Raw genomic sequence first — 23,880 nt, 5'->3', positions numbered from 1 at the left:
CCCGTCGGTGGCGCAGCGGTAGCCACGATCGCGATCGCGGCTTGCGACCGAAGCCAATCCGCTTTGAGTACCGCCCCTGTCCAAAGCCTGCTGTTGCGGCCGCGCATAGCGCCCGATTGAGTCATCTGGGTCGCGAGCACCCCGGCTACACTGCGCAGCCCGCGGCCTTCATACGCCGCACACGTCGCCGGTCGCACTCTGCCCGCGACCACGTCCGGAGCCTCGCCATGTCCCTGTTTGCCACCGACCGCCTCATCGGATTCCGTCCGCTCGTTGCCGGCGTCGTCCTCAGCCTCGCCCTGGCCGCCTGCGCCACGCCGATTCCGCCGACCGACATCGGCCCGGCCGCCTGCAACGCCGAAGCCGCGCGCTGGGCCATCGGCCGCGCCCCGGATGCCGACGTGGTCGAACGCGCCCGCGTCGAAACCCGCAGCCGCACCGTGCGTGTGCTGACACCCGGCATGGCGGCAACCATGGATTTCCAGCAAGACCGCCTCAACATCGACGTCAACGAACGCGGCGCCATCACCGGCCTGCGCTGCGGTTGAAGGCTGTGCGCACGGTCGCGGATCGCAGGATCCGCGGCCAGCGTTAACCCTGGGCACAGCTGTGCCGGGGCAGGCTCGGGCCAACGCGCCGAGCGCGCATCCAGCGAAGGACGTCGCCATGTCGAACCGGACCGCTCTCTCCCAGCCCCTGCACCGCCTGCTGTCCGGCGCGCTGCTCGCCGTGTCGCTGCCGCTGGCGATGGCCGCCTGCGCCGGCCCCCGCCCCGCCGATGAAATGCCGAGCGCCGCGGTCGAGCCGGCCGACGCTCAGGGCGCCAGCAGCATCGCCCCCGGCGAACCCTCGCCGATGCCGTCGCGCCGCACCTGCAACGCCGAAACGGCGAAGGCCACGCTGGTCGGCAAGACCGCCGATGCGGCCACCGTCGAGCAGGCGAAGGTCAGCGCCGGCGGCCACACCGTCCGTGTGCTCAAGCCCGGCCAGATGATCACCAAGGAGTACCTGGACGGCCGCGTCAACGTGCATGTCGACGACAAGAACGTCATCGTCGACGTCGGCTGCGGTTGATCGCAGGGCGGTTGAGCGCAGAAGCGGCGCTTATCCCTAGCGCTATCGCGTGCCGGCGAATCGAGCTTCGCCGGCACCCGAGCGATCACGCCACTCAGCTGGAGTAGTGGTCGCGGATGTGGGCGTGGTAGTAGCCGCCTTTCGAGGTGGCCGCGATCAGGCCCAGGTTCACGCTCTCGGGCACGCCGTGAAAATCGTAGTCCTGGCCCTCGACGAAGCGGATCCTCAGCAGTCCGGTCGCAAGGTCGTAACCGATCGCCTCGATGGCCGAGGAAGAAACACGGATCATCTCCATTGCATGCATCTCCTTGCGAGTGTGTGGTGGATCGCCCGGGGCCGCGGAAGGCGACGAATCGAGCGCGCCGTTCGAACCCCTCTATGAGACCACGCCCCCGTCGCAGGGCCCGCGACGCTGCGAAGCGCGAGGGATAATTCAGCGACCAAGCGGTCGCTAGGACCGGCAGCGGCGCGGGTCGAAAGCTGCAAGCGCAGCCACGTCTCATGGCCTAAACTGCCGGCGTTATCCGCCAGGAGTCTCCGATGCGCCGTAATCTCTGGCTGATCGCCGCCGTGGTCTTGATCGGCCTGTGGGTCTGGAGCCAGCGCGGCATGCAGGCGCCGCAACCCGCCGTTCCCGCGCACGCACCGGTGACGCAGTCGCAACCGGCCATGCGCGATGACGCCATGCGCGATGACGCCGGGCACGGCAACGCCGGACGCGGCCACGACGAAACCCCGCCGATCGCCTCGATCGCACTGCCGCCGGAAGCGAACGACACCTTGCGCCGCATCGCCGCGGGCGGCCCGTTCGCGCATCGCCAGGACGGCGGCGTGTTCCAGAACCGCGAGCAACGCCTGCCGCGGCAACCGCGCGGCTATTACCGCGAGTACACGGTCGAAACGCCGCGTTCCGACGACCGCGGCGCACGCCGCATCGTCACCGGCGGCGATCCGCCGTCCGAGTACTACTACACCGGCGATCACTACCGCAGCTTCACCCGCTTCGACGTGCGGGCCGACGGAGGCGCACGATGAGCGGCTCGATCGATCCGCGCGAGTTGCTCGCCGATCCGGCCCAGGCAGGCGCCTACTTCATCGATGCACGCGACGCGCGTGCACTGGCCGATGCCGCAGCCGAGCTCGAGTTCGCGGTCGCCCGCGTCGATTTCGCCGGCTGCGCCGACAAGGACGACGCGCTGGCGCGCATCGCCGCGGGTCTGCGTTTCCCGGCCTGGTTCGGCCACAACTGGGATGCGCTCAACGACTGCGTCAACGACCTGTCGTGGTGGCCGGCGCCGGGCTATCTGCTATTGATCGAACATGCCGGCCCTTGGCAGGCCGAACACGGCGAGGACGCCGCGACCCTGGTCGAGATCCTCAACGACGCCGCGCAGGATTGGGCGAAGTCGCGCATCGCGTTCTGGGCGCTGCTGCCGCTTCCGCAGGCGGAGCTCGCACAGATGGCGCCCTGAGCCACCGCGACGCCGGCTTTCAGGCTAGGAGCGGCGCGAGCCGCGACCACGCAGTCACCCGTACGAACGTCCCCAGCCGNCGGCTCGCGCCGCTCCTACCCCAAGGCCGATCGCACCTCCGAGAACCGCGATCGACGGCTGCGGACGGCGCAAGCGCGCGAGGTTCAGCGCTCGTCGTCCTTTTTCTTGAAGTCGACCTTTTCCGAAGCGCCTTGCGAATCCCACTTCGCTTCGAGCTTGCGCTCGCACCAGGCCGGCGGGGTCTCGCCGGGACGCGTCGGGCCGCTCGCACATTCGGGGCGCGCATCGACCGCGGCGTTGGTGTCGCGATATTCGACGCCGCTGCAGGCGCCGAGCATGACGACGGCGGTCAGAACGGCGAGGCCGGTGAATACACGCATGCAAGGCTCCTGTCGGGATGTCGCCGCCGACCTTCGCCGACGCGGCGAGGGCCCGCCAATGTCATTGGTTTAGGCCACGACATCGGCTGCGGCCGGCGCCACCGCCGGCACGCGCGCATAGCGCCAGGCGATCAGCAGGCCGATGCCGAGCAAGGCGGCGGCGATGTACCACGGCGCGCCCGGCAGGTGGATCGGCGCCGACTTGCCGATGAAGTAGCCGAAGCTGCTGGCGAAGATCGCCGGCCCGATCACGCCGGCCAGGCTGACCAGGCTCATCAGCGCGCCCTGGATGCGGCCCTGCTCGTGAGCGCCGACCTGACGCGTGACCAAGGCCTGGGTCGCCGGCGCCGCCATCGCCCACAAGGCGCTGATCGGCAGGCCGAGCAGGAAGATCAGGCCGGTGTCGGCGCTGCCGTAGACGATGAAGCCGATCACGCCGCAGGCCAGGCCGAACAGCAGGGTGCGGCGCTCGCCGAGCCAGGCGACGACGCGGCCGATCAAGGCGACGTTGACGATGATGTTGAACACGCCGACCACCGCCAGCACCCAGCCGACCTTGTCCAGGCCCCACTGGTACTGATAACCGGCGAACAGCACGAAGATGCTCGGATAGACGTAGTGGGCCATGTTGGCGATGAACACCACCGCGGCCAGGCCGAACACCTGCGGGTAACGCTTGAGCAGCATCAGCGAGCCGAACGGATTGGCGTGGGCCCAGTCGAAGCGTGCGGTGCGCTTCTCCGGCGGCAGCGATTCGGGTAGCACGAACCAGCCGTAGAAGAAGTTCAGCAGGGCCAGGCCGGCGGCGAACCAGAACGGCAGGCGCATGTCGATCGCGCCGAGCTGGCTGCCGATCACCGGGCCGATCACGAAACCGACGCCGAACGCGGCGCCGATCATGCCGAAACTCTTGGCGCGCTGTTCCGGCGGGGTGACGTCGGCGACGTAGGCGTTGGCGGTGGTGAAGCTGGCCGCGGTGATGCCCGAAATGATGCGGCCGATCAGCAGCAGCGGCAGGGTGTTGGCCACCGCCATCAGGATGAAGTCCAGGCCCAGGCCCAGGCAGGAGATCAGGATCACCGGGCGCCGGCCGTAGCGGTCCGACAGGCTGCCCTGGATCGGCGAGAACACGAACTGGATCAGCGCGAACACGGTGCCGAACAGGCCGACCCAGTAGGCCGCCTTGGCGGTGTCGCCGCCGACGAAGTCCTCGATCAGGTGCGGCAGCACCGGAATGATCAGGCCGAACGACAGCACGTCGATCAGCACGGTGATGAAGATGAAGACGAGCGCAGCACGACGCGCGCCCGAAGCAGGAGCGATGGGAGGAGTCATGAATGCCAAAGGGCGAAAGGCTTGCGAGTGGCGCAGTCTAGCGCGCAGGCGAGTGTGCGGCAGGGTCGTTTGTCACCGCGCGATGGTTTCTTACGTTACTAATTGCCCGACGAATCGAGAATTTTCCCATCGAGATCATTGGCTTACAAAATCGCTTGTGAGCGCGCGCGCTCACAGTTCCGTGCGCGTGTAAGCAGGGCAAATTTTGCGTCCATGGGTGAATTGCCGCATCGCACAATTTGTGCTTTAGTCGAAACACGCTCGGTTTTGACACTGCCGGTGCGGGACGAGTCCCGCGCCAGTGGCGGATGCGCCCTGCGCGTAACAGTGACCTCAAGATCCTCCAGCAACACCGCCAAGCCAACCAATCAATATCGCGAACGTCGCTTCGCGTTGGGGAACCGCCTCCAGGGACCAGTTTTAGAACATCGATGCAAGGACCCGGTCAGACCACAACGTAAAGCGATAGCGAGCTAGCGATCCACGGAACACCCCACCGGTCCGGAGATGCGATGCAAGCCAGGCAACAAAGTCTGTACGACCCCCGCGACGAGCGGGACAGCTGCGGTTTCGGACTGATCGCGCAACTCGACGATCGCCCTAGCCGCGCCCTGGTCGACCGCGCCCTCGAGGCGCTCTCGCGCATGACCCACCGCGGCGGCGTCGCCGCCGACGGGCTCAGCGGCGACGGTTGCGGCTTGCTGATCCGCCATCCCGACGCCTTCCTGCGCCTGATCGCGCGCGAAGCCAACATCCGCCCGGGCCCGCACTTCGCTTCCGGCCTGGTGTTCCTGCCGCGCGACACCGCGCTGGCCGCCCAGGCCCGCGACGTACTCAACGAAACCCTGCGCAGCGAAGGCATGCGCGTGACCGGCTGGCGCGTGGTGCCGGTCGATGTGGCGGCCTGCGGCGAACTCGCCCGCCAGACCATGCCGCGCATCGAGCAGATCTTCGTCGACGCCGCCACGCCGTTCGACCCGGCCGGGTTCCAGCGCTCGTTGTTCCTGGCGCGCCGCCGCGCCGAACAGCGCCTGCGCCAGACCGATGCCGACGCCTTCCAGGACTTCTACGTGGTCAGCCTGTCCTCGGCCAGCATCGGCTACAAGGGCATGGTGCTGCCGGACCGGCTGATGCAACTGTATCCGGACCTGCAGCGCCCCGAGCTGGCCGCGAGCGCGGTGGTGTTCCATCAGCGCTTCTCCACCAACACCACGCCGCGCTGGCCGCTGGCGCAGCCGTTCCGCCTGCTCGCCCACAACGGCGAGATCAACACCATCGCCGGCAATCGCGCCTGGGCGCAGGCACGCGCGCACGCCTGGCGCACGCCGGTGCTGGACCTGCGCGAGTTCGACCAGGTGGTCGGCACGGACGGCTCGGATTCGCAAAGCCTCGACAACATGCTCGAGGTGCTGCAGGCCGGCGGCATGGACCTGCTCAAGGCTATGCGCATCCTGATTCCGCCGGCGACCCAGTCGCTGGAGTACAAGGACGCCGACCTCGCCGCGTTCTACGAGTACTACGCGCTCAACACCGAACCGTGGGACGGCCCGGCCGGCATCGTCACCTGCGACGGCCGTTACGCCGCCTGCACTCTCGACCGCAACGGCCTGCGCCCGGCGCGCTGGCTGCGTTCGCGCGACCGCCACTTCCTGATCGCCTCGGAAGCCGGCGTGTGGGAACTGCCGGTCGAGGAAATCGAGGCCAAGGGCAAGCTCGGCCCGGGCGAGATGATCGCCGCCGATCTCTACCAGGGCGAATTGCTCGACTCCGAGGCGATCGACCGCATCAACCGCGCGCGCGCGCCGTACAAGCGTTGGCTCAAGCAGGGCATGACCTACCTGCACAGCGAGTTGATCGACCCCAACCTGACCGCCGAACCCTTCGATCACGACACCCTGGCCGGCTTCCAGAAGCTGTTCCAGCTGACCCGCGAAGAACGCGAGCAAGTGCTGCGCCCGCTCGCCGAGATCGAGCAGGAAGCGACCGGCTCGATGGGCGACGACGTGCCGATGGCGGTGCTGTCGCAACAAGTGCGCTCGCTCTACGACCACTTCCGCCAGGCCTTCGCCCAGGTCACCAACCCGCCGATGGATCCGTTGCGCGAGGACTGCGTGATGTCGCTGGCGACCCAGATCGGGCGCGAGGGCAATGTCTTCGTCGACGGCCCCGGCAACGTCGGCCACATCCACCTGAACTCGCCGGTGCTCGCGCAACGCAAGCTGCGCCAGTTGCTGTCGATGGCGCCGTACGACCAGTCGCACCGCTACATCGATCTGAACTACAGCGCCGAGGAAGGCCTGAAGGCGGCGATTCAGCGCCTGTGCCTGGAAGCCGAGGAAGCCACCCGCGACGGCATCGTGCTGCTGATCATCAGCGACCGCCGCCCGCGCCGCGAATGCCTGATGATGCATGCGCTGCTGGCGACCGGCGCGATCCACCAGCACCTGGTGCGGGTGGGCCTGCGCTGCGAAGCCAATCTGATCATCGAGACCGGCACCGCGCGCGACCCGCACCATTTCGCCTGCCTGATCGGCTTCGGCGCGACCGCGGTGTACCCCTACCTCGCTTACCAGACCCTGCACGACCTGGGCGCGCGCGGCATCCTGCGCACCAAGCACGGCGAGGTCGCGCAGATCGGCCGCAGCTACCGCCGCGCGATCAAGAAGGGCCTGCTCAAGATCATCTCGAAGATGGGCATCGCGACCATCGGCAGCTATCGCGGCGCGCAGTTGTTCGAAATCATCGGCCTGGACCGCGAAGTGGTGGAGCTGTGTTTCGCCGGCACGCCCTCGCGCATCAGCGGCGCCGGCTTCGATTTGCTGCAGGAAGACAACCAGACCCTGGCCGACCTCGGTTGGGACGCCAACCGCCTGCCCGAGATCGGCGGCCTGCTGAAGTACACGCCGGGCGGCGAATACCATCTGTTCAATCCCGACGTGGTCACCCGCCTGCAGCGCGCGGTCGGCAGCGGCGACTGGGCCGATTGGCAGCACTACGCCGAAGCGGTCAACGAACGCCCGACCGCGGCCCTGCGCGATCTGCTCGAACTCAACAGCGACACCGCCACCGCGATCCCGCTGGAGGAGGTCGAACCGGTCGAAGCCATCGTGCGCCGTTTCGATTCGGCGGCGATGAGCCTGGGCGCGTTGTCGCCGGAAGCGCACGAAGCGCTGGCGATCGCGATGAACCGCCTTGGCGGGCGCTCGAATTCGGGCGAAGGCGGCGAAGACCCGGCACGCTACGGCACCGACAAAGTCTCCAAGATCAAGCAGATCGCCTCGGGCCGGTTCGGCGTGACCCCGGAGTACCTGGTCAATGCCGAAGTGCTGCAGATCAAGGTCGCGCAGGGCGCCAAGCCCGGCGAAGGCGGTCAGTTGCCGGGCCACAAGGTCAACGAACTGATCGCGCGCTTGCGCTATGCGATGCCCGGCATCGGCCTGATCTCGCCGCCGCCGCATCACGACATCTATTCGATCGAGGACTTGGCGCAGCTCATTCACGATTTGCGCCAGGTCAATCCGCAGGCGCTGATCTCGGTCAAGCTGGTCTCGCACGCCGGCGTCGGCACCATCGCCACCGGCGTGGTCAAGGCCGGCGCCGACCTGGTTACCGTGTCGGGCCACGACGGCGGCACCGGCGCCAGCCCGCTGTCGTCGATCCGCTACGCCGGCACGCCGTGGGAACTCGGTTTGGCCGAAGCGCGCCAGGCGCTGGTCGCCAACGACCTGCGCGACCGGGTGATCCTGCAGACCGACGGCGGCCTCAAGAGCGGCCTCGACGTGGTCAAGGCCGCGCTGCTCGGCGCCGAAAGCTTCGGCTTCGGCACCGCGCCGATGATCGCCTTGGGCTGCAAGTACCTGCGCATTTGCCACCTCAACAACTGCGCGACCGGCGTGGCGACCCAGGACGCCGGTCTGCGCCGCGACCATTTCACCGGCCTGCCCGAACGCGTGGAGAACTTCTTCCGCCTGCTCGCCGAGGAGGTGCGGCATTGGCTGGCTTCGCTCGGCGTGCGCACACTCGGCGAAATCGTCGGCCGCACCGATCTGCTGCGGCAGAGCCAAGGCGAGAGTGCGCGCCAGCAACGCCTGGATCTGGCGCCGCTGCTCGCCGGCACCGGCCTTGCCCACGGCGGCCATTGCGGCATGCCCGCGCCGGTAGAGGCGCCCGACGGTCTGTCGGCGCAACTCGAAAGCGATCTGGCCGACGCCATCGCGAACAAGTCCGGCGGCGAGTACGGCTACAAGATCCGCAACACCGACCGCAGCATCGGCGCGCGTTTGTCCGGACGCATCGCCCGCCTGCACGGCGACCGCGGTATGAGCGATGCGCCGCTGACCCTGCGTTTCAGCGGCACTGCCGGCCAGAGCTTCGGCGCCTTCCAGGCCGGCGGCTTGCACTTCGAGCTGTCGGGCGAAGCCAACGACTACGTCGGCAAGGGCATGGCCGGCGGCCGCATCGTCCTGCGCCCGCCGAGCGGCGCGCGCTACGTCGCCCACGAGACGCCGATCCTCGGCAACACCTGTCTGTACGGCGCCACCGGCGGCGAGCTGTATGCGGCCGGCCGCGCCGGCGAACGCTTCGGCGTGCGCAACTCCGGCGCGACCGCGGTGGTCGAAGGCGCCGGCGATCACTGCTGCGAGTACATGACCGGCGGCGTGGTCGCGGTGCTCGGCCGCACCGGCCTGAACTTCGGCGCCGGCTTCACCGGCGGCATGGCCTACGTGCTCGACACCGAGCGCGACTTCGTCGACCGCTACAACCACGAGCTGATCGACATCCTGCGCATCTCCGCCGATGGCTTCGAGCATCACCGCTCGCACCTGCACGACCTGCTCGAAACCCACGTCGCCCTGACCGGCAGCGCCTGGGCGCGCCGCATCCTCGACGAGATGCGCGACTACATGGGCAAGTTCTGGCTGGTCAAGCCGAAGGCAGCGAGCCTGGAATCGCTGGCCGAGACCTTGAGGAGTGCGGCGTGAGTCTTTCCTCGATGCTTACGACGGCAACAGCAAATCCCCCCTGCCCCCCTTTTGCAAAGGGGGGAACGGCGGTGGATCATCAGTCGGTGCGGCGCGAATCGCACCAATCGCATCAATCGCGCCAATCGCGCCAATCGCGCGAACGTCCCGCGCCTGCGCACGATCAGCGCGAAAAACCGGTACTCCTCCCCCCTTTGAAAAAGGGGGGCCGGGGGGGATTTGCTTCTGATCTTTCTTTTGCAGCCCCAGCCACGACGCCACGACAACGCAGCCAACGGGGCCGCCACTCATGAGCAAGAAATCCGTCTTCCAATTCCGTGATGCCTCGCGCGAGATGCCCACGCGCATCCCGCTGCAACTGCGCCTGGACGGCGACTGGGGCGAGCTGTACGGCCGCTTCGCCGAAGCCGAAGCCAAGAAGCAGGCCGGCCGTTGCCTCGATTGCGGCAATCCCTACTGCGGTTGGGCCTGCCCGCTGCACAACTACATTCCGAACTGGCTCGAACTGGCGCGCGAAGGCCGCGTCCACGAAGCCGCGGCGTTGTGCCACGAGACCAATCCCCTGCCCGAAATCTGCGGCCGCGTCTGTCCGCAGGATCGTCTGTGCGAAGGCAGCTGCACCCTCAACGACGGTTTCGGCGCGGTCACCATCGGCGCGGTCGAGAAGTACATCGTCGACAGCGCCCTCGCCAGCGGCTGGCGCCCCGACCTGTCGGCGGTGAAGCCCAACGGCCGGCGCGTCGCCATCGTCGGCGCCGGCCCGGCCGGGTTGTCCTGCGCCGACCGCCTGGCCCGCGCCGGCATCCAGGCGGTGGTGTTCGACCGCTACGAAGACATCGGCGGGCTGCTGCACTTCGGCATCCCGAGCTTCAAGCTGGAAAAGTCGGTGATGCGCCAACGCCGCGAGGTGCTCGAAGGCATGGGCGTGCAGTTCAAGCTCGGCGTCGAGATCGGCCGCGACCTCAGCCTGGACGAACTCATCGCCCAATTCGACGCGGTGTTCCTGGGCCTGGGTTCGTACCGCTACACCGACGGCGGTCTGCCCGGCCAGGATCTGCGCAACGTCCTGCCGGCACTGCCGTTCCTGGTCCAGAACGGCCGCGTCGTGCACTCCGAAGGCGAAACCGTGCGTTCGCAACCGATCGCCGGCTGGGAAGACCAACTCGAACTGCCGGATCTGCGCGGCAAGCGCGTGGTCGTGCTCGGCGGCGGCGACACCGGCATGGACTGCGTGCGCAGCGCAGTGCGCATGGGCGCGGCGCAGGTGCGCTGCGTGTACCGGCGCGACGAGGCCAACATGCCCGGCTCGGCGCGCGAGGTCGGCAACGCGCGCGAGGAAGGCGTGGAGTTCCTGTTCAATCGCCAGCCGCTGGAACTGCTCGGCGACGGCACCGCGGTCAATGCCGTGCGGGTGGCCGAAACGCGCTTGGGCGCGCCCGATGCGCGCGGCCGTCAACGCGCCGAAGTGGTCGAGGGCAGCGAGTCGGTGCTCGACGCCGACGTGGTCATCATCGCGTTCGGCTTCCAGCCCGACCCGCCGGCCTGGCTTGCGCAGCAGGGCATCGAGTTGACCGACAACGGCCGCATCAAGGTGCTGGCGACCAGCGAAAGCTGCGCGACGCGACGCAAGAGCGCGGCCGGGCTGCCGTATCAGACGACCAATCCGAAGGTGTTCGCCGGCGGCGACGCCGTGCGCGGCGCCGACCTGGTGGTGACGGCGGCGTTCGAAGGCCGCGAGGCGGCGGCGGGCATCGTGTCGCTGTTGAGCGCGCAGGCGCCGGTGGCGGCACGGGACGAACAGCTCGCCAGGGTGGGTTGAGCGGCTGTCGCGCCCTCACCCCAACCCCTCTTCCGTCAACGGGAGAGGGCTCGAAGCGGGTGAGGGGCTGCCGCGAAATCGAGACCGCAGCGCTTACCTTTCCCCTCTCCTGCAAGTGGGAGTGGCGTGCTTCCCTTCTCCCGCAAGCGTGAGAAGGTGGCCGAAGGCCGGATGAGGGCAAGGGGCATCAGCCCCTGCCTCAAGAACTCAGCGGCCCGGGCCGACGTCGATGAAGCGCAGGAACTCGGCGCGGGTGCGGGCGTCGTCGCGGAACATGCCGAGCATCTTCGAGGTGATCATGCTGACGCCGCGCTTATGCACGCCGCGGGTGGTCATGCACTCGTGCGCGCCTTCGATGACCACGCCGACGCCGAGCGGCTGCAGCACGTCCTGGATCGACTGGGCGATCTGCGCGGTCATCTTTTCCTGGACCTGGAAACGGCGCGCGTAGGTCTCGACCACGCGGGCCAGCTTGCTGATGCCGACGACCTTGCCGCTCGGCAGGTAACCGACATGGGCCTTGCCGATGATCGGCGCCATGTGGTGCTCGCAATGGCTCTCGAACTCGATGTCGCGCAGCACGATCATTTCGTCGTAACCGGCCACTTCTTCGAAGGTGCGGGCCAGGTATTCGCGCGGATCGTCGCCGTAACCGCTGAACCAGTCGCCATAGGCCTCGACCACGCGCTTGGGCGTGTCGAGCAGGCCTTCGCGGGCGGGATCTTCGCCGGCCCAGCTCAGCAGGGTGCGAACGGCGGCTTCGGCCTGTTCGCGGGACGGCTTGCTGTCGTTGTCGGCCATGGTCCGGCCTCTTGCATGTGGGAGGGGCATCCTACTCCACCGCGCCGCGCACGCCGAGTGCGCGGGCGGAACGCCGGGTTGCCGCGGCTGCGACGCTCGCCGCCAACCGCCACGGCCGGCAAAAAAAAGGCCGCCCGGAGGGGCGACCAGTAGACTCCCCGGGGGAGAGCGCCTAGGGAGCGGTGGTCATCGCGCGAGCCGTCAGCGCAGCGACCGGTCGAGTGCGTGGGGCAAGCTGCGCTCGATGTGATGCCATCCGTCGCGCACCGCCTCGCGCGCTTCGGTCCAATGCAGTCGCGAGCTGGCGCGGTGCCGGTGCCATTCGCGCCCCAGTTCGGCCTCGACCTCTTCGAAGCGGTGCCCGCCGCACTCCAGATAGCTGTCGTAGCCGTAACGGTAGGCGGGTTCGTAGTCGGGCCATTCGCGTCCGGCGCTGTAGTACGCGGCGAAGCGGTACTCGCGGTGGAAGTGCTCGCGGTATTCGCCAGGATCGATCGCCTCGGCCACCGCCGAACCGACCTCCTTTGCGTTGAGATGTTTCATGGCCGGCGTCGGATTCCAGGGACGTCACACGCGTCCTTGGCCACCAAGCTAGGCCCTGATCCATGCAATGCAGGTGAAGATCGCGGGTAACGGCGCCGATGTTCAGAAAGCGGTGGCGCGCGGCTCAGCGGCGTCAGCGCCGCGTGAGGGCGGAATCACTCCGCTGGCAAAGCCGTCGCGAGGTCGCGCCCCTGAGCGACGCTGACCGCGTTGCGTCCGGCGACGGTGGCGCTGCGCAAGGCCTGGCGCACGCGTTCGAACAGCTCGGCGACTTGCTCGCCCCGCTGCGAGATCGCCAGGCCGATGCTCACGCTCATGGTGATCTCGTGGCCGTCGATGCGGAACGGCCGCTGGGCGAAGGTGTCGGCCAGGCGGCGCGCCAGCAGTTCGCATTCGACCCGTTCGCATTCGCTGACGATGCCGAAGCAGTCGCCGGCCATGCGGGCGATGGTGTCGTCGGGCCGCAACACCCCGCGCATGCGCGCCAGGGCTTGCTGCAGCAGGGCGTCGCCGACCGCGCGGCCGTAGCGCGCGTTGACCTCGCCGAAGCCGTCCAGGTCGACCAGCAGCAAGCCGTAGGTATTCACGTTCAGGCTGCCCGGCGAAGACCAGGCCTCGAGCATCTGTTCCAGTACCTGGGCGTTGAGCGCGCCGGTCAGCGGATCGCGTTCGACCGACTGCCGCGCCAGCAGCAGGATGCGGTGGCGGTTGGCGGCATGTTGGCTCAGGGCCAGGGCGAGCACGGCCGATTCCAGCACCGCGGTCAGGGCCAGGCCGCGTTCGGCCCATTCGGCGTCGCGCAGGCCGAGCGCATTCGCGGCGAGCGCGGCGGCGAACACCAGCATCGGGGTCCAGCCCAGCAGGTAATAACCGGCGTAGGGCGCGCCCTTGCGCCAGGCCGCGACCGCGATCACCAGCATCAGCGGCACGCCGAGCAGCAGCAACAGGTTGCCGCCGATGTACCACCAGCCGTAGGAATGCTCGCGCATGATCACCAGCACCAGCAGCCAGAACATATTGGCCCACTGGATCGCCCGCAGCACCCAGGCGGTGCGCGGCATCAGCCGCGGCAGGTCGAGGAAGCGCAGGCTGAAACCGAGCTGGAAGATCGTCGCCAGGGTCGCCAGCGCCCAGCCGATCGCCGGTTCGCTGGCCAGCCCGGCCAGCCCCCACATCTCCGAGGCGTCGCCGGACAACAGCAACAGATAGGTCGCGATGCAGGCCAGGTAGGCGCCGTAGCCCAGATAAACGAAGTCGCGGAACGCGACCCACACGCCGACCATCGCCACCGCCATCAACATCATCGCGGTGAAGGCCGCGGCCATGAAGCGGGCGTCGCCGCGCTCCTGCCGGGCCAGGTCGGGGATGCTGGCGAACGACAAGCGGATCTCGCTCATCGCCGCGCGCCCCTTGATGCGCAGATAGGCCACCGAGGACGGCGGCCAGCCGTTCGGCAGGGCCAGCACCCAGCCGCGGCGCATCAGCGGCACGCCGCCGTGCTCCGCGTCCTCGACTTCGCGCGGGCCGGCGCCGGGCGGGTAATACAGCAGGGGGCCCATCGCGCGCGGACCACGCAGAACCAGCAACTGGCCTTCGTACTTGCCGATCGCGCGCTGGCTGGTCAGGCGCAGCCAATACCCCTCGTTGCGGCGCGGCAGGCTGAAACGGATCGATTCTTCGGGCCGCTCGGCGACCAACTGACGGATCACCGGAGCGCCGACCGGCGGCGCCTGCAGGTCGGTATCGGTCAGCAGGACCTCGACCTTCAACGATTGCGCGGCGGCCGGCAGACAGGCGCAGGCCAACGCGATCAGCAGCGCCCACAGGCCTATGCGCATACCCGGATCCGCTCCCGAACCATGAAGCTGCGCAGTCTAGCCCGAGTCGGCGCGGGTCGGCATGGCCCGCGAAAACCTCATGGGGCGGCATCGGATGCGCAACCTTGGCGGCGAAGGCCGCGGGATCGGCGCTGCAGCCGCCCTGTCCGGCCATTCGGCCGTGCCCGCACGGGTAAGGAATCCCGGGCTTTGTCGCGACGCCACGCTGAAGTCTCTGGATCCCCGCTTTCGCGGGGATGACGAGCTGGGGACTCCGCTCCGGTCTCAGACAGAACCGCCATGCCGCGCTTTTGCCGTCACCCCAGCGCAGGCCGGGGTGAATGGATGCGTTTGCGAGCCAATGGCTCGTGCATCCGTGAACGCCAGGGCGCTGTGCGCCCTGGCCGGGTCGCAGAGGCTTCAGAGCGATGTCGCGATAACGCCTTGGACACTCGGCTCCGCCAAGGTAAAGCAGAGCCCGCCTCCGCGGGAATGACGGGACTGTTGATATCGCGGAGCCCGCCAGCGCGGGAATGACGAGCCGGGGAAACCCCCGCCGGTCGGTCGGCCCGACCGGCGGGATCGCATCAAAAAGACCGACGACGGGTCGCGGCGAATGAGAGGGGAAGGGAGCCCCGCCGCGCCCGTTTTATCGTCGGTCAAGGGGAACCATCAACGCTGGGCCACGCCCTCGCGCACCGGCTCGCGGCCCGGCCAACCGCCGGCCATCGCCTTGTACAGCGCGATCGCGCCGGTGACGCTGCGGGTGCGGCCGTCGGCGAACGCATCCTGGGCCTGCAGCTGGGTGCGTTCGGCGTCGAGCACTTCGAACAGGTCGGCGGCGCCGGCCTCGTAGCGCACGCGCGCGAGTTGGGCGGCCTTGGCGCTGTCGAGCGCGGCGCGTTCCAGGTGCTGGTCCTCGACCCGCGCCCGCGCATAGCGCACGAGGGCGTTCTCGGTGTCTTCCAGCGCCAGCAACACGCTCTGCTGATAACGGGCGAGTTCGCCCTCGGCGGTGGCGTCGGCGGCCTTGATGCGCGCACGCACGCGGCCGATGTCGAGGAACGACCAGTCGATGCCCAGGGCGACCAGGCGGGTTTCGCTGGCGCGTTCGAACAGGGCGCTGGTGTCGATCGCCTGCGAACCGATCAGGCCGCTGAGGGTGAAACGCGGGAACAGGTCGGCGGTGGCTACGCCGATGCGCGCGGTGGCCGCGTGCAGGCGGTGCTCGGCCGCGGCGACGTCGGGACGACGGCGCAGCAGCTCGCCCGGAGTGCCGGCATCCAACCTGGCCGGCAGCGCCGGCAAGGCCGAGGCCTCGTCGAGGGTGGCGATCAGCGCGTCCGGGGTCTGCCCGGTCAGCACCGCCAAACGGTGCTGGGTGACCGCGACCTGCGCTTCCAGGTTCGGCACCCGGGCCAGGGTCGCTTCGAGCTGGGCACGGGCACGCGAGGTATCGAACTCGGTGCCGCGGCCGGCGTCGAAACGCGCCTGCACCAGGCGCAGGGTTTCCTTCTGGTTGTCGGCGTTGACGCGGGCGACGCGCAGGCGCTCCTGCAGGCCGCGCAGCTCGACATAGCTGCGCGCCACTTCGCCGACGATCGACACCTGCATCGCCTGCAGGTCGGCCGCGCCGGCCCAGGCTTCGGCGCGCTCGGACTCGATGTTGCGGCGCACGCGGCCGAACAGGTCGAGTTCCCAGCTCGCATTGGCCTGGACGCTGTAGCTCTCGTTGTCGCGCGCCGAGTTCGACGCGCCCGGCATCTGGTCGGTGCTCGAACGCGATTCGCTGCCGCTGGCGCTGCCGGTGATGGTCGGGAAACGGTCGAACTTGGCGCCGCGCAACAGGGCATTGGCGCGGTCGTAATTGGCCAGGGCGATGCGCAGGTCGTGGTTGGCCGACAGCGATTCCTCGACCAGCCGCGTCAGCAGCGGGTCGTTGAAGCTCTGCCAGAACTCGGCATTGGCGTCGGCCACGGCGCTGCCGTCGGTGGCGGCGGCCGCGTCGGTGCGGGCGAACGCGTCCGGGGTCGCCAGGGTCGGCCGGACATAGTCCGGACCGACGGCGCAGGCGGCCAGGGCGAGCGTCAGCACGGCCACGGCGGGAAGGGTCAACTTACGCATGGATCTTCTCCAGAGGAGTGTGTTCGCCGTGCGAGACCAGCTTCTGGCCGACCAGCTTGCGCAGGGCGACGTAGAACACCGGGGTCAGGAACAGGCCGAACAGGGTCACGCCCAACATGCCGGCGAACACGGTGATGCCGGTGACCGAGCGGATTTCCGCACCGGCGCCGTGCGACAGCACCAGCGGCACGGTGCCGGCGATGAAGGCGATCGAGGTCATGACGATCGGACGCAGACGCAGGCGGCAGGCTTCCAAAGCAGCCTCCACGATGCCCTTGCCCTGCAGTTCGAGTTCGCGGGCGAATTCGACGATCAGGATCGCGTTCTTGCACGCCAGGCCCATCAGCACGACCAGGCCGACCTGCACGAACACGTTGTTGTCGCCGCCGGTGAGCCACACGCCGGCCAGGGCCGACAGCATGCACATCGGCACGATCAGGATCACCGCCAGCGGCAGGGTCCAGCTTTCGTACAGCGCCGCCAGCACCAGGAAGGCGAGCAGGATGGCGAGCGGGAACACGATCAAGGCGGCATTGCCCTGGCTGGCCTGCTGGTAGCTCAGGTCGGTCCATTCGATTTCCATGCCGTGCGGCAGCACCTTGGCGGCCACGTCCTTGACCACGTCCATGGCCTGGGCCGAGGACATCACGCGCGGATCGACGTCGCCGGCGATGTCGGCGGCCGGGTGGCCGTTGTAGCGCAGCACCGGGTCGGGGCCGAAGGTCTGCTTGACCGTCACCATCGAGCCGATCGGCACCATTTCGCCGCGGTCGTTGCGGGTGCGCAGGTTGGCGATGTCCTCGACGCTGTCGCGGAACGAGCCGTCGGCCTGGGCGATGACCTGCCAGGTGCGGCCGAACTGGTTGAAGTCGTTGACGTAGGCCGAACCCAGGTAGGTCTGCAGGGTGTCGAACAGATCGGTCAGCGGTACGCCCTGCGCCTTGGCCTTGACGCGGTCGACTTCGGCGTCGAGCTGCGGCACGTTGGCCTGGTAGGTCGTGTTCGCATAGCCCATGCCCGGGGTCTGCATGATCGTGCCCTGGAACGCACTGACCGCGTTCTGCAAGGCGCCGTAACCCAGGTTGCTGCGGTCTTCGATGAACAACTGATAGCCCGCGCCGTTGCCCAGGCCGAGGATCGGCGGCGGCATCAGGGCGAAGGTGAAGCCTTCCTGGAAGCCGGCGATCTTCTGGTTGAGCTCGGCGGTGATCTCCACCGCGGTCCGGTCACGCTCGCTGAACGGCTTGAGCGGCAGGAACGCCACGCCGGTGTTGGGCGTGTTGGTGAACTGCACCGCGTTCAAGCCCGGGAAGGCCATGGTGTTCTGCACGCCGTCGACCTTGGCGGCGACATCGGTGACCTTCTTGAGCAGGGCATCGGTGCGTGCGATCGACGAACCTTCAGGCAGCTTCACCGCGGCGATCAGGTACAGCTTGTCCTGCAGCGGGATGAAGCCGGCCGGCACGACCTTGAACATCAGGCCGGTGGCGACCAACAGCACTGCATACACCACGAACACCGCACCGCGCTTGCCCAGCGTGCGCGAGACCGCGCCCTGGTACTTCTGCGAACTCGACGCGAAGAAGCGGTTGAACGGACGGAACAACCAACCGAACAGGCGGTCGATCAGACGCGTCGGCGCATCCTTCGGCGCGCTGTGCGGACGCAGCAGACGCGCGGCCAGGGCCGGCGACAGGGTCAGCGAGTTGATCGCCGAGATCACCGTCGAGATGGCGATGGTCACCGCGAACTGCTTGTAGAACTGGCCGGTCACGCCCGACAGGAACGCCATCGGCACGAACACCGCGCACAGCACCAGCGCGATCGCGACGATCGGGCCGGACACTTCCTTCATCGCCTGGTGCGCCGCGGCCAGCGGGGTCAGGCCTTCTTCGATGTTGCGTTCGACGTTTTCCACCACCACGATCGCGTCGTCGACGACGATGCCGATCGCCAGCACCAGGCCGAACAAACTCAAGGTGTTGATCGAGAAGCCGAGCAGGTACAGCGCGGCGAAGGTACCGACCACCGAGACCGGCACGGCCAGCAACGGGATGATCGAAGCGCGCCAGGTCTGCAGGAACAGAATCACCACCAGCACCACCAGCGCGATCGCTTCCAGCAGGGTGGTAACCACCGCCTTGATCGAGTCGCGCACGAAGATGGTCGTGTCGTACACCGCTTCGTACTTGATGCCCTCCGGGAAGCTCTCGGACAGGCGATCCATATTGGCGATCACCTGCTCCTGGATCTGCAGCGCGTTCGCGCCCGGCGACTGGAAGATACCGATGCCGACCGCGTTCTTGCCGTCGAGCTGGGCACGCAGGCTGTAGTCGCCGGCGCCCAGTTCCAGGCGGGCGACGTCGGACAGACGGACGATTTCGCCGTCGGTGCCGCTCTTGACCACGATGTTGCCGAACTCTTCCTTGCTTTGCAGGCGGCCCTTGGCGTTGATCAGGGTGAGGAAGTCGCTGTTCGGCATCGGGTCGGCGCCGAGCTGGCCGGCCGAGACCTGCACGTTCTGCTCGCGCATTGCGCGCAGCACGTCGCCGGCGGTCAGGCCGCGCGAGGCGATCTTGTCCGGGTCGAGCCACACGCGCATGGCGTAGTCGCCGCCGCCGAAGATCTGCGCGTCGCCGACGCCGGACAGGCGGGCGAGCTGATCCTTGACGTGCAGACGCGCGTAGTTGCGCAGGTACAGGGTGTCGTACTTGCCGTTCGGCGAGGTCAGGTGCACCACCATCAGGAACACCGGCGCCTGCTTCTGGGTCGTCACGCCTTGCCGGCGCACGTCCTCGGGCAATCGCGCCAGCGCCTGGCTGACCCGGTTCTGCACGCGCACCGCCGCGTCGTCCGGGTCGGTGCCCGGCTTGAAGGTGACGGTGATCGCCAGCACGCCGTCGGAACCGGCGACCGACTTGATGTACATCATGTCTTCGACGCCGTTGATCGCTTCTTCAAGCGGCGTGGCGACGGTTTCGGCGATGACCTTCGGGTTGGCGCCCGGGTACACCGTGCGCACCATCACCGAGGGCGGGATGACTTCGGGATATTCGCTGATCGGCAGGATCGGTATCGCGATCAGGCCGGCGGCGAAGATCACGATCGACAGCACCGCGGCGAAGATCGGCCGATCGATGAAAAATTTGGAAAAGTCCATGACGGATTCCTTGGTGCGGCGTTGAGCCGCATGATTCCCGGGCCCACGCCGTGGGGACGTGGGCCTTGATTGCTTCGAAACCCTGAGCGCGTTCGGGTCTGCTCGTCGTTCCCGCGAATGCGAGAACCCCGGAGACTTCGAACGTCTCGCCCGAAGGGCCCCGGATCCCCGCGTTCGCCGGGATGACGGGGTGCGGGCTTCGCGGTTTCTTACCTTCGAACGCCGCCGCGGTTATTTCGCCCCGGCCGTGCTCGCGACCTGCGGGCCCGGTGCCGGCGCGCCCATCGCAATGGTCTTCGGCGCCACCGGCATGCCCGGGAAGAACACCTTCTGCACGCCGTGGACGATGACCTTGTCGGTCGGCGCCAGGCCCGATTCGACCACGCGCAGCCCGTCGATCATGCGGCCGAGCACGATGTCCTTGCGCAGGGCCTCGTTCTTCGGGCCGAGCACGTAGACGTACTTGCGGTCCTGGTCGGTGAGCACGGCCTTGTCGTCGACCAACATGGCCTTGAAATCGCCGGTGCCTTCGAGCTGGACGCGCGCGAACAAACCCTGGGTGAAGATGCGGTCGGTGTTGTCGACCACCGCGCGGGCACGGATGGTGCCGGTGCGCGGGTCGACCTGGTTGTCGGTGAAGTCGACCATGCCCTGGTGCGGATAGCCGGTTTCGCTGGCCAGACCGATACGGACCGGGTTCTTGCTGTCCTTGCGCTCGCCCTTGCGGGCCAGCTCGTTGTAGCGCAGGTAGGTCTGCTCGTCGCTTTCGAAATAGACGTACATCGGGTTTTGCGAAACCAGCGTGGTCAGCTGGGTCTGGTCGGCCTGGGCGAGGTTGCCCACGGTGACCAGGGCGCGACCGGCGCGGCCGCTGATCGGCGCACGCACTTCGGTGAAGGTCAGATCGAGCTGGGCCGAAGCCACCGCGGCTTCGGCGGCGCGGACCGAGGCGTTGCCCTGGGTGGTCGCGGCGCGGCGGGTCTCGAACTCTTCGCGCGAGATCGCCTTGGCCTCGACCAGGGTCTGGGCGCGCTTGTCCTGGGTCTGGGCCAGACGCGCTTCGGCACGCGCGCGTTCCAGTTCGGCCTGGGCGCGGTTGAGCTCGGCGCGATAACGGCGCTGGTCGATCACGAACAGCAGATCGCCCTTCTTGACCTCCTGGCCTTCCTGGTAGGCCACGCGCTCGACGTAACCGCTGACGCGGGCGCGCAGTTCGACCGATTCCACCGCGGTGACGCGGCCGGTGAACTCGTCCCACTGCCGGACCTGCTTGCTCAGGACCTGGGCGACGCTGACTTCCGGCGGCGGCGGCGCGCCTTCGGGGGTGGCGGCCTGGCTGCCGCAACCGACCGCGGCCAGGGCAATGACGACGCTCGCGGCCAGCGCGAGCACGGAGAGCCCGACGCCGGCGCGGCCGGAACGGGCGAAGTAGTTGCTGGTGCTCATCGGGGGGTGGGTTCCTGTTTGGGATTCTTGGAGGTCAACGACTTCAACAGTGCGCGCGCGTCCTGCAGGCAGCGTTGCGCGGTTTCGTCGGCGGTGCTGTCCGGATCTTGCGAACACGCATCGGTTGAAGCCGATTTAGGGGTGGGACGGGCGGTTGTGGGATAGGCGGGGGCACCGGCTGGCAGGCGGCTGGCGGGCCCTGAGGGGACGCGCGCGGCACGCGGCGGCAACTGCGGCGGCGGTGCCACGCGCGAGGCGTACGGCACCACCGCATGCGGCGGTTCGCTGTCGGCGTCGTGGTCGATCAGGGCCAGCGCGCGCTGGCCGACCGACAGGGCGCTCGGCCATTCCGGACAGGCGTTGCGTTGGTTGAACTCGGTGCACACCGGCGTATCGACCGCGAGCAACTGCACGCGGACCGCCAGCTGGCGCGCTTCGTCGTGCAGCACGCGCGCGAGCATGCGCAGGGCCGCGGCACCGATCGAACGGTGACCGTAACCGGCCCAGGGATGCTCGCTGCCGGGACCGCCGATCAGCACGTAGGTGCCGCCGCGATCGTGTTCGGCCAGCAGGGGCAGCAGGTGGCGCGCTGCGGCGAGGTGGGGGAGGAGATCCTCGTCGAGCTTGCGGCGCAGGAACTCGGCCGGGTTGTCGAGCAGGCGGCCGCGTTCGGCGCTGCCGCACACCGCCGCCACCACTCCAGCCAGGGGACGGCCGAGTTTGCGCAGGGCGCGGGCGAGCTTGGCGCCGGCGGGGTCGTTGCTCACCGAACCGGCGATCGTGGTCAGGTCGGCGTGGGGGAAGCTGGCCTTGAGCACTTTCAGTTCGCTGGCCTGGCGGGCGACCGCGATGACCGGCCGGCCGCCGTCGAGGGCGGCCTGGACGACCCCGCGACCGACACCGCCGGTGGCACCGAGTACAACCAAAGGAGCTTTCATTGTCCCGCTCCCGGGACTTTCTCTCCCGTCATCGGGATGATCCCATGACGAGTGTCATTCCCGGAATGACCCCGGGTGTAATGTGCCAACACCGCGCTGACGGCCGGCAACAGCAGCATCGCCGAGGGCAGCGCGATGATGAAGGCCAGCACCCAGGCCAGCATCCAGGCCTCTTCGGCGCCTTGCGCCAGGCCTTGGCGGAACACGACCACGGCCAGCCCGATCAGGGCGGACATGGCCACCAGCATTAGTGGGAGAAACGCGAATCGGGCTTGTCGGGGGCTCAACATGGCGGGGGGCCTCGTGTCGATCTGCGGCAAAGAGTAGAGAGATGGACGGCACTTGATTAGCCACTGATTCAGGGAATAATTGTCCCGACATCGGGCCAATGCCCTCTCTGCCTCCTTGAATGCCCCACAGCCGGCCCCAGACATGACGGCAGGGACGTGGGAGACGCGGGATCGAGCTTGCTCGCAGCCCGCGACGATGCCGTTACTGTCGCCGCCGCCGTCCCGCCCGGGCAGTGGAGGGGGTCAGCAAGGCGCCATGACAGCCGTCACCCGCAACCGCACCTGCTACAGACATCGAGTTTTTGAACTGACGAGAACCCCCGCGACGCCGGTGCAAGGCGCGGCGCGCGGCAGGCTCCCGTTCGATCCACATCCCTAGGGAGGCCATTGCCCATGGCTCACGATCTCAACGACACCCTGATCTTCGTCAAGGTGGTCGAGAGCGGCAGCTTCATCGCCGCCGCCCGCGTCCTGCGCCTGCCCAAGACCACGGTCAGCCGCAAGGTCCAGGAACTCGAAACCCGGCTCGGCGCGCAGCTGCTGCACCGCACGACCCGCAAGCTCGGCCTGACCGAGGCCGGCAACCTGTACTTCGAGCACTGCCAGCGCATCGCCCGCGAACTGGACGAGGCCGAGAGTGCGGTCGGCCAGTTGCAGGGCGGCCCGCGCGGGTGGCTGCGCATCACCGCGCCGTACTCGGTCGGCATCACCTGGATCGCGCCCTTGCTCGGCGAGTTCCATGCGCGCCATCCGGAAGTGCGGGTGGAGATGAACCTCAGCAACGACACTGTCGACCTGATCGACAAGGGCATCGACGTGGCGCTGCGGGTCGGCGACCTGCCCGACTCCAACCTGATCAAGCGCCGGCTGGCGATCTTCCGCACCCAGATCTACGCCAGCCCGAACTACCTGGCCCGCCACGGCGAACCGCTGCACCCCGACGACCTGCGCCATCACCGCACCCTGGCGATGCCGAAGTCGCGCCGCAACAACGAATACGTGTGGACGCTCAACGACGGCGAGCGCAACGTCGACTACGTGATCGACCCGGTGATGGTCGCCAACGACCCGGGCCCGCTGCGCGGCGCCCTGCTGTGCGGCGAAGCGCTGATGCTGGCCGCCGACGTCACCGTCAAGGCCTTCGCCGAACAGGGCTACGTGCAGCGCGTGCTGGCCGGTTGGACCGGCCCGGAATACGAGTTCAACGCGGTGTTCCCGCGCGGCCAGGTGCAATCGCCCAAGGTACGGGCCTTCGTCGACTTTTTGGTCGAGCGCCTGAACTTCGACGCCGACTACATGCAGGTGCTGTGTCCGGACGCCAAGCGCTTCCGCAAAGCCTCCGAAGAAGCCGAAGCCGCGCTCGCCCATGGCCTGGCGAAGGAAGCCAACGACCAGCGCACCATCGCCGTGCCGGTGGTCGAAGCGATCGAGGCGATCGCCGAAGCCGTCGACCTGCGCGGCAAACCGGCCCGCGCGGCCAAGACGACCGAGGATGTCGCGCGCAAGGACGACACCCCGAGCGACGAGGATGCGGCATTGGTGTGAGCGTGGCGCCGATCTGATCCGGATCGGCGGCGTGGTTGCGACGTCGCAGCCTGGTTGCCGTTGCCGTTGCCGTTGCCGTTGCCGTTGCCGTTGCCGTTGCCGTTGCCGTTGCCGTTGCCGTTGCCGAGATTTT

Annotated in this window: 18 protein-coding genes; 7 read left to right on the top strand and 11 right to left on the bottom strand. The window is 68.3% G+C overall.

Annotation, left to right across the window (positions count from 1 at the left end; all coding sequences use genetic code 11):
• Nucleotides 1-227 precede the first annotated feature (227 nt).
• Together ACTJJK_RS00990 and ACTJJK_RS00985 are read left to right on the top strand one after the other, a co-directional pair.
• Nucleotides 228-548: an I78 family peptidase inhibitor gene (locus ACTJJK_RS00990; protein ID WP_051884848.1), complete on the top strand. Its 321-nt coding sequence runs from the start codon at nucleotides 228-230 to the stop codon at nucleotides 546-548.
• Nucleotides 549-666: 118 nt separating this feature from the next.
• The gene (locus ACTJJK_RS00985; RefSeq protein ID WP_223619193.1) at nucleotides 667-1,074 is read left to right on the top strand and encodes an I78 family peptidase inhibitor; all 408 of its coding nucleotides are present in this window, start codon (nucleotides 667-669) and stop codon (nucleotides 1,072-1,074) included.
• A 94-nt stretch (nucleotides 1,075-1,168) separates the two neighbouring features.
• Here ACTJJK_RS00985 and ACTJJK_RS00980 read toward each other — a convergent pair whose 3' ends face one another.
• On the bottom strand, nucleotides 1,169-1,369 hold the full coding sequence (locus ACTJJK_RS00980) for a KTSC domain-containing protein (protein ID WP_031371798.1): 201 nt from the start codon (nucleotides 1,367-1,369) through the stop codon (nucleotides 1,169-1,171).
• A 245-nt stretch (nucleotides 1,370-1,614) separates the two neighbouring features.
• Here ACTJJK_RS00980 and ACTJJK_RS00975 point away from each other — a divergent pair, with 245 nt between their 5' ends.
• Together ACTJJK_RS00975 and ACTJJK_RS00970 are read left to right on the top strand one after the other, a co-directional pair.
• On the top strand, nucleotides 1,615-2,109 hold the full coding sequence (locus ACTJJK_RS00975; protein WP_031371799.1) for a ribonuclease domain-containing protein: 495 nt from the start codon (nucleotides 1,615-1,617) through the stop codon (nucleotides 2,107-2,109).
• Nucleotides 2,106-2,546, top strand: coding sequence for a barstar family protein (locus ACTJJK_RS00970; protein WP_031371800.1), 441 nt, complete (start codon nucleotides 2,106-2,108; stop codon nucleotides 2,544-2,546). The genes ACTJJK_RS00975 and ACTJJK_RS00970 overlap by 4 nt, the downstream gene beginning before the upstream one ends.
• A 164-nt stretch (nucleotides 2,547-2,710) precedes the next feature.
• Here the strand turns inward: ACTJJK_RS00970 and ACTJJK_RS00965 are convergent, their stop codons facing one another.
• Together ACTJJK_RS00965 and ACTJJK_RS00960 are read right to left on the bottom strand one after the other, a co-directional pair.
• Entirely contained in the window at nucleotides 2,711-2,947 is a 237-nt protein-coding gene (locus ACTJJK_RS00965) for a hypothetical protein (RefSeq protein ID WP_031371801.1), read from the bottom strand.
• 69 nt (nucleotides 2,948-3,016) lie between these two features.
• The gene (locus ACTJJK_RS00960) at nucleotides 3,017-4,282 is read right to left on the bottom strand and encodes a TCR/Tet family MFS transporter (protein ID WP_031371802.1); all 1,266 of its coding nucleotides are present in this window, start codon (nucleotides 4,280-4,282) and stop codon (nucleotides 3,017-3,019) included.
• 512 nt (nucleotides 4,283-4,794) lie between these two features.
• Here ACTJJK_RS00960 and gltB point away from each other — a divergent pair.
• Together gltB and ACTJJK_RS00950 are read left to right on the top strand one after the other, a co-directional pair.
• The gene (gene gltB, locus ACTJJK_RS00955; RefSeq protein ID WP_440729226.1) at nucleotides 4,795-9,264 is read left to right on the top strand and encodes a glutamate synthase large subunit; all 4,470 of its coding nucleotides are present in this window, start codon (nucleotides 4,795-4,797) and stop codon (nucleotides 9,262-9,264) included.
• A gap of 289 nt (nucleotides 9,265-9,553) precedes the next feature.
• Nucleotides 9,554-11,083 carry an FAD-dependent oxidoreductase gene (locus ACTJJK_RS00950; protein WP_440729225.1) on the top strand — a complete coding sequence of 510 codons (1,530 nt, stop codon included), beginning with the start codon at nucleotides 9,554-9,556 and terminating at the stop codon, nucleotides 11,081-11,083.
• A 207-nt stretch (nucleotides 11,084-11,290) separates the two neighbouring features.
• On the opposite strand, the gene folE is transcribed toward ACTJJK_RS00950, so the two are convergent.
• From folE to ACTJJK_RS00910, 8 genes are all read right to left on the bottom strand, one after another.
• Nucleotides 11,291-11,884 carry a GTP cyclohydrolase I FolE gene (folE, locus tag ACTJJK_RS00945; protein WP_031371805.1) on the bottom strand — a complete coding sequence of 198 codons (594 nt, stop codon included), beginning with the start codon at nucleotides 11,882-11,884 and terminating at the stop codon, nucleotides 11,291-11,293.
• A 201-nt stretch (nucleotides 11,885-12,085) separates the two neighbouring features.
• Nucleotides 12,086-12,427, bottom strand: a complete 342-nt coding sequence (locus tag ACTJJK_RS00940) for a hypothetical protein (protein WP_051884852.1) — start codon at nucleotides 12,425-12,427, stop codon at nucleotides 12,086-12,088.
• A gap of 155 nt (nucleotides 12,428-12,582) precedes the next feature.
• Nucleotides 12,583-14,265, bottom strand: coding sequence for a GGDEF domain-containing protein (locus ACTJJK_RS00935; protein ID WP_031371807.1), 1,683 nt, complete (start codon nucleotides 14,263-14,265; stop codon nucleotides 12,583-12,585).
• A 651-nt stretch (nucleotides 14,266-14,916) separates the two neighbouring features.
• A complete protein-coding gene (locus ACTJJK_RS00930; RefSeq protein WP_440729224.1) occupies nucleotides 14,917-16,368 on the bottom strand; it encodes an efflux transporter outer membrane subunit in 1,452 nt (483 codons plus the stop codon).
• Complete coding sequence (locus ACTJJK_RS00925) at nucleotides 16,361-19,528, bottom strand: efflux RND transporter permease subunit (protein WP_223619186.1); 3,168 nt, start codon at nucleotides 19,526-19,528, stop codon at nucleotides 16,361-16,363. The genes ACTJJK_RS00930 and ACTJJK_RS00925 overlap by 8 nt, the downstream gene beginning before the upstream one ends.
• A 231-nt stretch (nucleotides 19,529-19,759) precedes the next feature.
• Nucleotides 19,760-20,974, bottom strand: coding sequence for an efflux RND transporter periplasmic adaptor subunit (locus ACTJJK_RS00920; RefSeq protein WP_051884854.1), 1,215 nt, complete (start codon nucleotides 20,972-20,974; stop codon nucleotides 19,760-19,762).
• Nucleotides 20,971-21,912 (bottom strand): SDR family NAD(P)-dependent oxidoreductase, encoded by a 942-nt coding sequence (locus tag ACTJJK_RS00915; RefSeq protein WP_440729223.1) that lies wholly within the window; start codon nucleotides 21,910-21,912, stop codon nucleotides 20,971-20,973. Before ACTJJK_RS00915 ends, ACTJJK_RS00920 begins: the two co-directional genes overlap by 4 nt.
• Nucleotides 21,909-22,160 (bottom strand): DUF2798 domain-containing protein, encoded by a 252-nt coding sequence (locus ACTJJK_RS00910; protein WP_031371811.1) that lies wholly within the window; start codon nucleotides 22,158-22,160, stop codon nucleotides 21,909-21,911. The genes ACTJJK_RS00915 and ACTJJK_RS00910 overlap by 4 nt, the downstream gene beginning before the upstream one ends.
• A gap of 435 nt (nucleotides 22,161-22,595) precedes the next feature.
• Between ACTJJK_RS00910 and ACTJJK_RS00905 the strand changes: the two genes are divergently transcribed.
• Entirely contained in the window at nucleotides 22,596-23,747 is a 1,152-nt protein-coding gene (locus tag ACTJJK_RS00905) for a LysR family transcriptional regulator (protein ID WP_081930812.1), read from the top strand.
• The last annotated feature ends 133 nt before the right edge of the window (nucleotides 23,748-23,880 follow it).

This window comes from Lysobacter sp. 22409, assembly GCF_052045105.1.
Classification (GTDB): Bacteria; Pseudomonadota; Gammaproteobacteria; order Xanthomonadales; family Xanthomonadaceae; genus Lysobacter; species Lysobacter antibioticus_B.
The sequence above is the reverse complement of the archived record's forward strand: the minus strand, read 5'-3'. Positions and strand labels throughout refer to the sequence as shown.

Bases quoted from the DNA above. Each gene is read 5' to 3' on its own strand.
- ACTJJK_RS00980 (WP_031371798.1), bottom strand. From the start codon at position 1,369: ATGGAGATGATCCGTGTTTCTTCCTCGGCCATCGAGGCGATCGGTTAC.
- ACTJJK_RS00905 (WP_081930812.1), top strand. From the start codon at position 22,596: ATGGCTCACGATCTCAACGACACCCTGATCTTCGTCAAGGTGGTCGAG.
- ACTJJK_RS00910 (WP_031371811.1), bottom strand. From the start codon at position 22,160: ATGCTGGTGGCCATGTCCGCCCTGATCGGGCTGGCCGTGGTCGTGTTC.
- ACTJJK_RS00990 (WP_051884848.1), top strand. From the start codon at position 228: ATGTCCCTGTTTGCCACCGACCGCCTCATCGGATTCCGTCCGCTCGTT.
- ACTJJK_RS00940 (WP_051884852.1), bottom strand. From the start codon at position 12,427: ATGAAACATCTCAACGCAAAGGAGGTCGGTTCGGCGGTGGCCGAGGCG.
- ACTJJK_RS00975 (WP_031371799.1), top strand. From the start codon at position 1,615: ATGCGCCGTAATCTCTGGCTGATCGCCGCCGTGGTCTTGATCGGCCTG.
- ACTJJK_RS00935 (WP_031371807.1), bottom strand. From the start codon at position 14,265: ATGCGCATAGGCCTGTGGGCGCTGCTGATCGCGTTGGCCTGCGCCTGT.
- ACTJJK_RS00950 (WP_440729225.1), top strand. From the start codon at position 9,554: ATGAGCAAGAAATCCGTCTTCCAATTCCGTGATGCCTCGCGCGAGATG.
- ACTJJK_RS00985 (WP_223619193.1), top strand. From the start codon at position 667: ATGTCGAACCGGACCGCTCTCTCCCAGCCCCTGCACCGCCTGCTGTCC.
- ACTJJK_RS00920 (WP_051884854.1), bottom strand. From the start codon at position 20,974: ATGAGCACCAGCAACTACTTCGCCCGTTCCGGCCGCGCCGGCGTCGGG.
- ACTJJK_RS00925 (WP_223619186.1), bottom strand. From the start codon at position 19,528: ATGGACTTTTCCAAATTTTTCATCGATCGGCCGATCTTCGCCGCGGTG.
- gltB (WP_440729226.1), top strand. From the start codon at position 4,795: ATGCAAGCCAGGCAACAAAGTCTGTACGACCCCCGCGACGAGCGGGAC.
- ACTJJK_RS00965 (WP_031371801.1), bottom strand. From the start codon at position 2,947: ATGCGTGTATTCACCGGCCTCGCCGTTCTGACCGCCGTCGTCATGCTC.
- folE (WP_031371805.1), bottom strand. From the start codon at position 11,884: ATGGCCGACAACGACAGCAAGCCGTCCCGCGAACAGGCCGAAGCCGCC.
- ACTJJK_RS00930 (WP_440729224.1), bottom strand. From the start codon at position 16,368: ATGCGTAAGTTGACCCTTCCCGCCGTGGCCGTGCTGACGCTCGCCCTG.
- ACTJJK_RS00915 (WP_440729223.1), bottom strand. From the start codon at position 21,912: ATGAAAGCTCCTTTGGTTGTACTCGGTGCCACCGGCGGTGTCGGTCGC.
- ACTJJK_RS00970 (WP_031371800.1), top strand. From the start codon at position 2,106: ATGAGCGGCTCGATCGATCCGCGCGAGTTGCTCGCCGATCCGGCCCAG.
- ACTJJK_RS00960 (WP_031371802.1), bottom strand. From the start codon at position 4,282: ATGACTCCTCCCATCGCTCCTGCTTCGGGCGCGCGTCGTGCTGCGCTC.